Origin of the sequence: Nocardioides xinjiangensis, assembly GCF_017916455.1 — a bacterium.
GTDB classification, from domain to species: domain Bacteria; phylum Actinomycetota; class Actinomycetes; order Propionibacteriales; family Nocardioidaceae; genus Nocardioides; species Nocardioides xinjiangensis.
Genome location: NZ_JAFMSY010000002.1, coordinates 339,033 through 349,836, shown reverse-complemented (window position 1 = coordinate 349,836; position 10,804 = coordinate 339,033). Strand labels below are relative to the sequence as shown.

Annotated in this window: 12 protein-coding genes; 7 read left to right on the top strand and 5 right to left on the bottom strand. The window is 73.2% G+C overall.

Going from position 1 to position 10,804, the window contains the following annotated elements; all coding sequences use genetic code 11:
- Positions 1 to 69: 69 nt before the first annotated feature.
- From J3P38_RS12610 to J3P38_RS12600, 3 genes are all read right to left on the bottom strand, one after another.
- Positions 70 to 924, bottom strand: coding sequence for an ERCC4 domain-containing protein (locus J3P38_RS12610; protein ID WP_210503879.1), 855 nt, complete (start codon positions 922 to 924; stop codon positions 70 to 72).
- A 74-nt stretch (positions 925 to 998) separates the two neighbouring features.
- Positions 999 to 1,916, bottom strand: coding sequence for a DUF6910 family protein (locus J3P38_RS12605; protein ID WP_210503878.1), 918 nt, complete (start codon positions 1,914 to 1,916; stop codon positions 999 to 1,001).
- 34 nt (positions 1,917 to 1,950) lie between these two features.
- Positions 1,951 to 3,150 (bottom strand): family 16 glycosylhydrolase, encoded by a 1,200-nt coding sequence (locus tag J3P38_RS12600; RefSeq protein WP_210503877.1) that lies wholly within the window; start codon positions 3,148 to 3,150, stop codon positions 1,951 to 1,953.
- Between the two features lie 138 nt (positions 3,151 to 3,288).
- Here J3P38_RS12600 and J3P38_RS12595 point away from each other — a divergent pair, with 138 nt between their 5' ends.
- From J3P38_RS12595 to J3P38_RS12585, 3 genes are read left to right on the top strand one after another with little or no spacing between them, the layout of a single operon-like run.
- Positions 3,289 to 4,215 (top strand): ABC transporter ATP-binding protein, encoded by a 927-nt coding sequence (locus J3P38_RS12595; RefSeq protein ID WP_455430099.1) that lies wholly within the window; start codon positions 3,289 to 3,291, stop codon positions 4,213 to 4,215.
- Positions 4,215 to 5,045 (top strand): ABC transporter permease, encoded by an 831-nt coding sequence (locus J3P38_RS12590; protein ID WP_246851238.1) that lies wholly within the window; start codon positions 4,215 to 4,217, stop codon positions 5,043 to 5,045. The genes J3P38_RS12595 and J3P38_RS12590 overlap by 1 nt, the downstream gene beginning before the upstream one ends.
- Before the next feature lie 10 nt (positions 5,046 to 5,055).
- Positions 5,056 to 5,847 carry an ABC transporter permease gene (locus J3P38_RS12585; RefSeq protein ID WP_307807895.1) on the top strand — a complete coding sequence of 264 codons (792 nt, stop codon included), beginning with the start codon at positions 5,056 to 5,058 and terminating at the stop codon, positions 5,845 to 5,847.
- A gap of 27 nt (positions 5,848 to 5,874) precedes the next feature.
- Here the strand turns inward: J3P38_RS12585 and J3P38_RS12580 are convergent, their stop codons facing one another.
- Together J3P38_RS12580 and J3P38_RS12575 are read right to left on the bottom strand one after the other, a co-directional pair.
- Positions 5,875 to 6,846, bottom strand: a complete 972-nt coding sequence (locus J3P38_RS12580; protein WP_210503876.1) for a YihY/virulence factor BrkB family protein — start codon at positions 6,844 to 6,846, stop codon at positions 5,875 to 5,877.
- Positions 6,847 to 6,869: 23 nt separating this feature from the next.
- The gene (locus tag J3P38_RS12575) at positions 6,870 to 7,352 is read right to left on the bottom strand and encodes a GNAT family N-acetyltransferase (RefSeq protein ID WP_210503875.1); all 483 of its coding nucleotides are present in this window, start codon (positions 7,350 to 7,352) and stop codon (positions 6,870 to 6,872) included.
- Positions 7,353 to 7,395: 43 nt separating this feature from the next.
- Here J3P38_RS12575 and J3P38_RS12570 point away from each other — a divergent pair, with 43 nt between their 5' ends.
- From J3P38_RS12570 to recA, 4 genes are all read left to right on the top strand, one after another.
- The gene (locus tag J3P38_RS12570) at positions 7,396 to 7,917 is read left to right on the top strand and encodes a DinB family protein (RefSeq protein WP_210503874.1); all 522 of its coding nucleotides are present in this window, start codon (positions 7,396 to 7,398) and stop codon (positions 7,915 to 7,917) included.
- Positions 7,918 to 7,975: 58 nt separating this feature from the next.
- On the top strand, positions 7,976 to 8,170 hold the full coding sequence (locus tag J3P38_RS12565; protein WP_210441213.1) for a DUF3046 domain-containing protein: 195 nt from the start codon (positions 7,976 to 7,978) through the stop codon (positions 8,168 to 8,170).
- On the top strand, positions 8,167 to 9,423 hold the full coding sequence (locus J3P38_RS12560) for an MFS transporter (protein WP_210441211.1): 1,257 nt from the start codon (positions 8,167 to 8,169) through the stop codon (positions 9,421 to 9,423). Before J3P38_RS12565 ends, J3P38_RS12560 begins: the two co-directional genes overlap by 4 nt.
- Before the next feature lie 185 nt (positions 9,424 to 9,608).
- A complete protein-coding gene (recA, locus tag J3P38_RS12555; RefSeq protein WP_210441209.1) occupies positions 9,609 to 10,661 on the top strand; it encodes a recombinase RecA in 1,053 nt (350 codons plus the stop codon).
- Positions 10,662 to 10,804 lie beyond the last annotated feature (143 nt).

The following is a 10,804-nucleotide window of genomic DNA, read 5'->3' as shown; positions in this document are numbered from 1 at the left end:
AACGACCCCGCCCCGAGGGAGGCACGCCGGTCCTCGGGCCGGCACCGCAGCAGCGGCTCGCCGGCCCCCTCACTCCGCGAGGTGCTCGGCGGCGCCCTCGGCGTCGAGCACCTCGCCGGTGAGCCCGTCGACCAGCTGGGTCCCCTCGGCGGAGGACCGCAGGGCGCGCAGCGCGATCGCGCGCCGGTCGAACGACCGGGTCTCCTCGTCCCGGTCGCGGCTGCTGAGGATCCAGCGGCGCGCCGGTCGCGTCCCAGGAGCGGGACGCTCGGGCTCCGGCTCGCGGTCGGCGGGCGCCACGTAGGCGCCGTGCAGTGCCTCGGCGAGGCGCGCCGCCCGCACCCGCCCGATGCCGGGGTGGCTGCGCAGCCCGTCGGGAGCGGCCGCGGCGACGGCGGCGACGCTGCCGTGGGCGGCGAGCAGGCTGCGGGCCATCGTCGCGCTGATGCCCGGGACGGCGGAGAGCATGACCTCGGCCTGTGCGGAGGGGTGGCGCGGGGACCGGCGCGGTCCGTCCGTCCGCGACGTCGGCGCGGCGCGCCGGGCGCGCTTGGCGAGCCGGGCGATCCAGGCCGCGCTGTCCTCCACGTCCAGGCTGTGCAGCACGGTGAAGCCGTCCTCCAGCAGGCGGCACACCGCGCCCCGCCACGCGTCCTCGGCCATCCGCGGCTCGCCCTCGACCAGCAGCACGGCCTGGGGGAACGTCGACTGCAGGCGCACCGCCTGGTCGAACAGGCGGCCGTCACGGATGGAGGCGCTCAGGTCGCCGGGGCCCTTGCGCTCCACCGCCAGCCCGTGCCCCAGCACGTAGTCGCCCACCGGCAGGTCCGTGAGCTGCACGTCGAGACCTGCGGCGACGAGCGCGTCCGGGATGCCGCTGCTGCGCTCGCGGTGGTCGACCAGCACCGGACCCTTCTCGACCACGCTGCGACGGTACCGCGCGCCCGGGCCGCCACCCACCGGGGGCGGCGCACGGTGCAGCCCCTGGGGCACCCGGGTCAGCGGGAGACGCGGATCCGCACCTCCCACGAGGCGGCGTCGGGGTCGTCCACGTCGGTGACCGCGAGCAGGGTGGCGCCCGCGTCGTCGGCGCCGAGGAGCATCAGGCCCTCGACCTTCACCACGGCGCCGTCGAGCTCGGGGATGGCGGCGACCTCGAGCACCCGGTCGCCGCGGATGCGCGCGAGGGCCGACGCCACGACCGGTCCGTCGTCGCGCGGGTCGGGACTGTCCTCGGCGGCGGCGCTGGCGAGCAGCCGGCCGTCCGGCAGCGCGACGACGTCGGTGATCGCGAGGCCGACCCCGTGCACGGAGCCGAGGTCGTAGTGCCTCGGCCGCGCGACCCGCACCCCGGCCGCTGCGCCCCGCCCGACGGCCAGCGCCACGGCGTCGGCGAGGTCGACGTCGACGCTGCCCGACGGCAGTCCCGCGGACGGCAGGCCGCGGTGGAACCACCGCAGCGCGCCGTCGACGACGCAGGCGCCCTCGAGGTTGAGCACGTCGAGGTCGACGCCGAGGACGTCCGCCACGCGGGTGTAGAGCGCGCTCGCGTCGGCCACCACGGTGGTCGGACGGCCACCGTCGAGGCGGAGCAGGCACCACCGCATCCGGGCCGGCGACGAGCCCGACCCCATGACCAGGACCGCCGGCTCGCCGTCGACCTCGACGCGGCACGCGGTCTCGAGGTCGGGCTTGAGGGCCTTGGTCCCCGACGCCTCGTCGAAGACCTCGTGCCCCTCGACCGGCGGCAGGAGCAGTACGGCGGTCACGGACCCGTCGCGGCACCATGCCGCGTGGGTGGCGTCGTCCGACACCACCAGGTGGCCGTCTCCAAGGGCGACGACCGCCGACGCCGCCCGTACGGGCGTGCCGTCGTTGAACCTCAGCCGACTGGCTCCCAGCACCTCGACGTCCATGCCGTGATGCTCGCAGACGCCGGGGTCGTCGGCGTCAGCCGCCGGTCTCCCACACGCGCACCCAGTCGACGTACATGTGCTGCGGCAGGTGGCGCTCGCGGATCTTCGGCACCTCGTAGTCCGCCGCGAGCAGGCTGAGGATCGGGAACTGCCGGACGGCGGAGACGCCGCCGCGCATGCGCCCGGTCTCCACGCCGTCGATGCGGAAGACCAGCAGCCTCGGCGACCATTCCACGGAGAAGACGTGGTAGTTCTTCGACCAGCCGTCCCGGCGGTTCTTGAGGTACGACGCCGAGCGGGGGATCCAGCCGCCCGACGAGACCCGGCGACGTCCGTCGTACCGGTGCATGAAGGTCGCCAGCCCGCCCTGCGGGTGGTGGTCGCCGAAGTACTCGACGACGTCGATCTCGCTGCCGGCGCCGCCGGGGTACATGCCCTCGACGGGCTGGAGCCAGAACGCGCCGTGCTGCCCGCGCCGGGCGTGGAACTTCACGCGCGCCGCGGCGACCCCGTAGCGGAACGCGAAGGCGCCCTGCGTGCCGATGTGGCCGTTGAGGCGGTAGGCGTACGTGCCCGGCGCGCGGTCGCGGCCGCGGATGCGGCACCGGCGCGTGGCGTCGGGGTCGATCACGACGCTGAGCCGGGCGGCGCCACCGTCCACGCTGACGGCGCTGGGGTGCCCGCGGGAGCAGGAGCGCCGCGCCGTCGGCACGTAGTCGTGGCCGCGGTGGTTCCAGACCGGGTCGAGGTGCTCGCCGGGGAACTCCTCGGTCCAGGTGGGGTCCTGCCAGCGCGCCGTGCTCACGGCGTGGCTGCTGAGCGGGCGGAGGCTGCCGGAGGCCATGGCGCGCACGCGGTACGTCGACGGGTGCTCGTCCGTGGTCGCGGCGGCGGCGAACTGCACGCGGCCGCGGCCGTCCTGGCGCCCGGTCGCCACGACCTGCCACGAGTCGCCTCGGCGGACCTGGAGCTGCACCCGTCGTCCGGGCGTCGCGGGTCGCAGGGTCGCGACGACCGCCGACCGGGCGGCGTCCGCACCGGCGACCAGCCGCCCCTGCTGGACGATCTGCGGCAGCGCCTCCAGCCGGATGCGCTGGTGCGGCGTGACGAGCACGGCGACGTCCCCGACGGGGTCGGACGGCTCGGTGGCGGAGCCGGATGGGGGAACGGCGAGGGCCGCCGCCGGGACGAGCAGCGCCAGGGCGGTGGCGATCGCGGAGCGTCGAGCTGACATGGGTGACCTGATCCGTCGGGGTGTGGACGAGCACCCCGACCGGGGCGTTCGAGGCTGGGACGCAGTCGGGAGCTCCATTGTTGTCGGCCGCCCAACTCGGTTCCCCGAGGCCGTCGCACTGATCTAGTGTCGGCGCTCGTGAGCGAAGCCATGATCTCGGCGCGGGGGCTGCGCAAGTCGTTCGGTGACTTCGAGGCCGTGAAGGGCATCGACGTCGAGGTGCGCCGGGGCGAGGCGTTCGGCTTCCTCGGACCCAACGGCGCGGGGAAGTCCAGCACGATGCGCATGATCGCCTCGGTGAGCCCGGTCAGCGGCGGCCAGCTGCGGATCCTCGGGATGGACCCGGCCACCGACGGGCCGGCCATCCGCGGTCGTCTCGGCGTCTGCCCCCAGGAGGACACCCTCGACAACGAGCTCAACGTCTTCGACAACCTCTACATCTACGGCCGCTACTTCGGCATCGACCGTGCCACCTGCCGCGAGCGCGCCCAGGAGCTGCTCGAGTTCGCGCAGATCACCGACAAGGCCAAGGCCAAGGTCGAGGACCTCTCCGGCGGCATGAAGCGGCGACTCACCATCGCCCGCAGCCTCATCAACCGACCCGAGGTGCTGCTCCTCGACGAGCCCACGACCGGGCTCGACCCGCAGGCGCGCCACGTGCTGTGGGACCAGCTCTTCCGGCTCAAGCAGGCCGGGGTCACGCTCGTCATCACCACCCACTACATGGACGAGGCAGAGCAGCTCTGCGACCGGCTGGTCGTCATGGACAAGGGCCTGATCGCCGCCGAGGGCTCACCGCGCGAGCTCATCGACGCCCACTCCACGCGCGAGGTCGCCGAGCTCCGCTTCGGCGTCGGTGAGCACGAGGCGCTGGCCGGAAAGGTCGAGGACCTCGGGGAGCGGGTCGAGGTGCTGCCCGACCGGCTGCTCGTCTACAGCGACCACGGCGAGGACGTCGTCACCGCCGTGCTCGAGCGTGGGCTGCACCCGCTGGCCACGCTCGTGCGCCGCTCCACCCTCGAGGACGTGTTCCTGCGCCTCACCGGCCGGAGCCTGGCGGACTGATGGCCACCACGACGCGCCCTGCCCGGACGACCCGACCCACCGGCACGCTGTCGGCGCGGGAGGGCATGGCCCGGCAGTACGACTACTGGCTCACCGTCCTGAAGCGCACCTGGCGCGGGGGAGTGGTCAGCAGCTTCCTCACCCCGCTGCTCTACGTCGTCGCGATGGGCGTGCTGCTCGGCGGCTTCATCGAGGGCGACCCCGACACGCTGGAGGGCGCCACCTCCTACCTCGCCTTCGTGGTGCCCGGCCTCGTCGCCTCCCACGCGATGACCATCGCGGTCAGCGAGTCGACGTACCCCGTGATGGGCGCCATCAAGTGGCACAAGACGTTCTACGCCCAGCTCGCCACGCCGCTCGCCGTGCGCGACCTGGTGAACGCGTTCGTGGCGTTCGTGGTGTTCCGCGTGGCGGTGGCGTGTGCGGTCTTCATGCTCGTGCTCGCGCCGTTCGGCGTCTTCGAGACGTGGTGGGGACCGGTGCTCGCGTGGGTCGGCCAGGTGCTGGTGGGCTCCGCGTTCGCCTCCCTCACCTTCGCCTACAGCGCCCGCCTGCGGTCCGAGGAGGGCTTCGGCCTGCTGTTCCGGCTCGGCGTCATCCCGCTGACCCTCTTCTCCGGGGCGTTCTTCCCCGTCGCGAACCTCGGCCCGGTGCTCGAGTGGCTGGCGCGGCTCACCCCGTTGTGGCACGGCGTCTCGCTGTCGCGGATGCTGTGCGTGGACCGGGTCGACTGGTCGCTGGCGCTGCTGCACGTCGCCGTGCTCGCGGGGCTGACCGTCGTCGGCTGGGTGCTCGCCGTGCGCAACCTCGACAAGCGGCTGGAGGTCTGAGGTGGCGCTCGTGCAGAGGATCCCGGCCCCGCTGACGCCGGCCGCGGCCACCAGGATGCTGGTGCTGCGCAACTACGTCGTCTACCGGGGCGCGTGGAAGCTGTTCGTCACCGGCTTCCTCGAGCCCGTGTTCTACCTGTTCTCCATCGGCATCGGGGTCGGCCGGCTCATCGACACCTTCGAGTTCCACGGCGAGGCGATCCCCTACGCGGAGTTCGTCGCGCCCGCCATGCTGGCGACCTCGGCATTCAACGGCGCGCTGCTCGACTCGACCTACAACGTCTTCTTCAAGCTCAAGTACGAGAAGCTCTACGACCAGATGCTCGCCACGCCCCTGTCCACCGGTGACATCGCCCGGGGCGAGATCGCGTGGGGCCTGATGCGGGGGTCGGTCTACTCCGCGGCGTTCCTCGTGGTGATGGCGCTGATGGGGCTGACGCACTCGTGGTGGGCGGTCCTGGCGCTGCCGGCCACGGTGCTCATCGCGTTCGCCTTCTCCGCCGTCTGCATGGCGGTGACGACCTGGATGAAGAGCTGGCAGGACTTCGACAAGATCCAGCTCGCGCAGATGCCGCTGTTCCTCTTCTCGGCCACCTTCTTCCCGATCGAGGCGTTCGGCGACGGCGCGCTGCGCTGGATCGTCGAGGCCACCCCGCTCTACCGCGGCGTCGTGCTGTGCCGCGAGCTCACCACCGGCGTGGTGACCTGGGAGTCGGCGATCTCGGTGGTCTACCTCGTGGCGATGGGCATCGCCGGCCTGGCCGTCGTACGCCGCCGGCTGGACGCGCTGCTCCTCACCTGACGACCGGGCCCCGGACGCGGCACCGGGTCAGTCGTCGACGACGCGGCTGTGCGGTCGGCCCGGGTCGTCGTACGCCGGCTCGGGCTCACCGGCCCGCAGCGCCTCGAGCTGCGCGCACACCGCCACGCCGAAGAAAAGCGAGATCGAGGAGAGCAGGCTCCACACCAGCAGGGCGAACACGCCCGCCAGCGGGCCGTACGTGCTGCTGAAGGAGCCGCTGACGTTGACGTACGCCGCGAGCCCGGCCGCCGCCGCCATGCTGCCGACGACGGTGATCGCCGAGCCCAGGGCGAGCCACGACAGCGCCGGCTGGCGGCGTCGGGGGGCGTGGTCGAAGAGCGCCGCGATGGCCACGACGAGCGCCACGAGCCCCAGCGGCCACCGACCGACCTCCCAGGCCAGGCGTGTCCCGTCGGACCAGCCGTACTCCGCGACCATGGCGTCCCCGAAGGCGCCGCCGGCCACCATCGACAGGAAGCCCAGCCCCACCGGACCTGCGAGGAGGGCGGTGAAGACGGCCGCGCGACCGTACTTGTGCAGGGCGGGACGGTCGCGCCGGATGCCGTAGATGCGGTTGCTGCCGCGCTCGACCTGGGCCATGGCGGTCGTCATCGAGGCGACCGCCAGCAACAGGCCGAGAGCGAGGGCGAGCTCCCCGGCCTCCTCGGAGCCGGAGGCCAGCGCCTGGGCCACCGCGTCGTCGCCGCCGCTGGCGGGAGAGACGGCGTTCACCGTGGCTGCGACCACCCGCGCGGGGCGCTCGTCGTCGATGTCCGCGGCCAGCCCCATCACCGCCAGCAGGAACGGCACGACCGCCAGGCAAGTCTGGAGGGCGAGCGCGCGGCTGTTGGTGAACCCGTCGCCGTAGCGGAAGCGCACGGCCGACTCCACCATGATCCGCCGCAGGCCGTGGCGGCGCGCGAGGTGCCAGGCGTCCTCGACGTCGAGCTCGTCACCGTCCATCTCGGTAGTCACCGGGACGGTGCGGGCCGTGGTCATGGGCGCACCCTATGCGGACGGCGTCATCCCAGGACCTTCTGGAGCCAGGCCAGGTCGACCCACCGGCCGAGCTTGCGGCCCACCTCCCGCATGACGCCCACCTCCTCGAAGCCGCAGGCGCGGTGCAGCGCGAGGCTCGCGGGGTTGGGCAGCGCCACGGCAGCGACGACGAGGTGCACGCCGTCGTCGGCGAGCCCCGCCAGCAGCGCGTCGTACAGCGCCCGCCCGGTGCCGAGGCCCTGGTGCCCGGGGGCGACGTACACCGTGCTCTCGCGGGTGTGGCGGTAGGCGGGCTTGGGCCGGAAGGCGCCGGAGGTGGCGTAGCCGACGACGCGGCCCTGGTGCTCGGCGACGAGGAAGTGGTCGTCCGTCGCGGCCAGCTTCTCCTCCCACCACGTCGCCGGGCGGGGCTCGACGTCGAAGGTGGCGTGCCCCTCGCGGGCCTCTCGGCCGTAGATGTCCGCCACCGTGTCGAGGTCGGCGGGAAGTGCACGGCGGATGTCCATTCCCCGCATTGTCCCCGTCGGCGCCGCTGGTTGGATGGCCGGCATGGGCATCACCCCCGACACCAAGGACTGGACCTGGGTCCTCGAGCGACCCTGCGCCGACTGCGGCTTCGACCCTGCCGCGCAGGGGCGGGGCGACCTGCCGGGACTCCTGCGCTCCACCGCTGAGGCGTGGGCGCAGGTGCTCGCCCGCAGCGACGTCGCGCGGCGACCGGCCGCCGACGTGTGGTCGCCGCTCGAGTACGGCGCCCACGTGCGCGACGTGCACGAGCTGTTCACGCAGCGGGTACGGCTGATGCTCGACGAGGACGGTCCGACCTTCGCCAACTGGGACCAGGACGCCACCGCCGTCGAGAGCGACTACGCCCACCAGGACCCGGACCGGGTCGCTGCCGGGCTGGTCGCCGCCGCGGGCACCGCGGCCGACCTCTACGCCGGCCTCACCGAGGTCACCGCGCAGCGCCGCGGCACGCGCTCGAACGGCGACGAGTTCACCATCGAGAGCCTGGGCAGCTACCACCTGCACGACGTCGTGCACCACCTGCACGACGTGGGCGCGCGGTGACCGGGACGGCGCCGAGGGCGCGGTTGGAGCTGTCGGCGGCGCGTGGTTCGGTAGGAGCATGAGGCACACCGAGTTCTGGGCGCGGCTCGACGAGGTCCTGGGCCGGGACTACTCCCGCACCTGGGCCGAGCTGACCGTGGTGCGCGACCTCGACGGTCGCACCACCCAGGAGGCGCTCGACGCCGGCGTCCCGCCGAAGCAGGTCTGGGCAGCCGTGCGCCGGCAGCTCGAGCTGCCGGACAGCGAGCGGTGAGCAGCCGCCTCGAGCCGGAGCTCGACCTCGCGGCCGTCCAGCGGCACACGGTCCGCACGCTCGTCGTGTCGCAGGCCGTCGGTGCCGTCGGCGTCACCATCGGCGTCGCCACCGCGTCGCTGCTGGCGCGCGACATCTCCGGCAGCGAGACGATGGCCGGGCTCGCGCAGACCTCCCAGGTGCTGGGCACCGCCGGCGCGGCGTACGCGCTCGCCCGGGTGATGCGTCGGCACGGCCGTCGCGTCGGGCTGGTCGCCGGCTACCTCGCCGGTGCGGCAGGCGCCGCGCTGGCGGTGGTGGCGGGCGTCGTCGACTCGATGCTCGTGCTGCTCGTGGGCGCCGTGCTGCTGGGCGCGACCACCGCGGTCAACAACGGGTCGCGCTACGCCGCGACCGACCTCGCCACGGAGGAGCACCGGGCGCGGGCGCTGTCGGTCGTGGTCTGGGCGACGACCATCGGAGCTGTCGCCGGACCGAACCTCACGGGCGTCGGCGGCGCGGTGGCCGGGGCCCTCGCCGTCCCCGAGCTCACCGGCGGCTTCGCGATCGGTGCCGTCGTGCTCGTGCTGGCGGCCGGCTGGGTGGGCGTGCGGCTGCGCCCCGACCCGCTGCTGCTCGCGCAGCGCACGGCCGGGGTCGAGACGGCCGCGGCGCCGGACCGCGACGGCCGGTCGTGGGTGCGGTTCGTCGCGGTCGTGCGGGACGTGCCCGCCGTCGGTGCGGCCGTGGCGGCCATGGCGTGCGCGCACGCCGCCATGGTGACCGTGATGATCATGACGCCGCTGCACATGGAGCACGGCGGTGCGCACCTCGAGGTCATCGGCTTCGTGATCTCCGTCCACGTGCTCGGCATGTTCGCGTTCTCGCCGCTGGTGGGGTGGGCGGCCGACCGTTTCGGCCGTCCGGTCGTCCTGGTCACGGGGGGAGGAGTGCTGCTGGTGTCCCTCGCGCTGTGCGGGCTGTCGCCGGAGGGCTCGTCCTGGCAGATCACCGCCGGGCTCTTCCTGCTCGGCGTCGGGTGGTCCTGCGCCACCGTGGCGGCATCCACGGTGGTCGCGGACCTCACGCCCGTCGAGGCGCGCACCGACGTGCAGGGCACCTCCGACATGGCGATGTCCCTCACCGCCGCCGGCGGAGGCGCCCTCGCCGGCGTCGTCGTCGGGTGGCTCGGCTACCCGGCGCTCGCCCTGTTCGCCGCACTGCTCGCCGCGACCGTCGTGGTCGCCGGGCGGCTGACCCGCGACCGCGCCTGATCGTCGGCGACACGCCGCACGCGGACCGTGTGTCGAACACCTGTTCGGGATACTGTTCGTCCACAGGTACGACGAGGGGCGAGGTTGTCCACAGCGGTCGACCGTCCTGATCAGGGACTGTCGGTGGCTCGCCCTAGCGTCGCAGACGTACCTCACATCACACGACGACAAGACGGGACACAGCAATGGCTGGTGCAGACCGCGAGAAGGCCCTCGACGCCGCGCTCGCACAGGTGGAGAAGCAGTTCGGCAAGGGCTCGGTCATGCGACTGGGCGACGAGACGCGTGCCCCGCTCGAGGTGATCCCCACCGGGTCGATCGCCCTCGACGTGGCCCTCGGCCTCGGCGGTCTCCCGCGCGGTCGCGTCGTGGAGGTCTACGGTCCGGAGTCCTCCGGAAAGACCACGGTCGCCCTCCACGCGGTGGCCAACGCCCAGGCGGCCGGCGGCATCGTCGCCTTCATCGACGCCGAGCACGCGCTCGACCCCGACTACGCCAAGGCCCTCGGCGTCGACACCGACGCCCTCCTGGTCTCCCAGCCCGACTCGGGTGAGCAGGCGCTCGAGATCGCCGACATGCTGATCCGCTCCGGCGCGCTCTCGCTGATCGTCATCGACTCCGTGGCGGCCCTGGTGCCCCGCGCCGAGATCGAGGGCGAGATGGGCGACAGCCACGTCGGTCTCCAGGCCCGCCTGATGAGCCAGGCGCTGCGCAAGATGACCGGTGCCCTCAACAACTCCGGCACGACCGCGATCTTCATCAACCAGCTGCGCGAGAAGATCGGCGTGATGTTCGGCTCGCCGGAGACCACGACCGGTGGTCGGGCGCTGAAGTTCTACTCCTCGGTGCGCCTCGACGTGCGCCGCATCGAGACGCTCAAGGACGGCACCGACATGGTCGGCAACCGCACCCGCGTGAAAGTCGTCAAGAACAAGGTGGCCCCGCCGTTCAAGCAGGCCGAGTTCGACATCATGTACGGCAAGGGCATCAGCCGCGAGGGTGGCCTGATCGACGTCGGCGTGGAGGCGGGCATCATCCGCAAGGCCGGCGCCTGGTACACCTACGAGGGCGACCAGCTCGGCCAGGGCAAGGAGAACTCCCGCAACTTCCTGCGGGACAACCCCGACCTCGCCAACGAGATCGAGAAGCTCATCCTGGAGAAGCTCGGCGTGATCCCTGCCGTCGACAAGCCGGCCGACGAGCTGAGCGACGAGCCCATCGGGGTCAATGACTTCTGAGCGCCGCCCCGCCCCTGAGTGGGCCGGTGACGTCGGGCTCGGCGTGCAGGCGTGGGTGGGGGAGACCCCATCCACGCCGGCCGCGCCGCGCCGCCCTGCCGGGCGGTCGACCGCTGCACGCGGCTCCGAGGAGCGCACCGGTC

What these genes read in the sequence shown, in the direction of transcription:
- J3P38_RS12590 (WP_246851238.1), top strand. Translation starts at nt 4,215, where the DNA reads ATGGCCACCACGACGCGCCCTGCCCGGACGACCCGACCCACCGGCACG.
- recA (WP_210441209.1), top strand. Translation starts at nt 9,609, where the DNA reads ATGGCTGGTGCAGACCGCGAGAAGGCCCTCGACGCCGCGCTCGCACAG.
- J3P38_RS12570 (WP_210503874.1), top strand. Translation starts at nt 7,396, where the DNA reads ATGGGCATCACCCCCGACACCAAGGACTGGACCTGGGTCCTCGAGCGA.
- J3P38_RS12580 (WP_210503876.1), bottom strand. Translation starts at nt 6,846, where the DNA reads ATGACCACGGCCCGCACCGTCCCGGTGACTACCGAGATGGACGGTGAC.
- J3P38_RS12605 (WP_210503878.1), bottom strand. Translation starts at nt 1,916, where the DNA reads ATGGACGTCGAGGTGCTGGGAGCCAGTCGGCTGAGGTTCAACGACGGC.
- J3P38_RS12600 (WP_210503877.1), bottom strand. Translation starts at nt 3,150, where the DNA reads ATGTCAGCTCGACGCTCCGCGATCGCCACCGCCCTGGCGCTGCTCGTC.
- J3P38_RS12565 (WP_210441213.1), top strand. Translation starts at nt 7,976, where the DNA reads ATGAGGCACACCGAGTTCTGGGCGCGGCTCGACGAGGTCCTGGGCCGG.
- J3P38_RS12575 (WP_210503875.1), bottom strand. Translation starts at nt 7,352, where the DNA reads ATGGACATCCGCCGTGCACTTCCCGCCGACCTCGACACGGTGGCGGAC.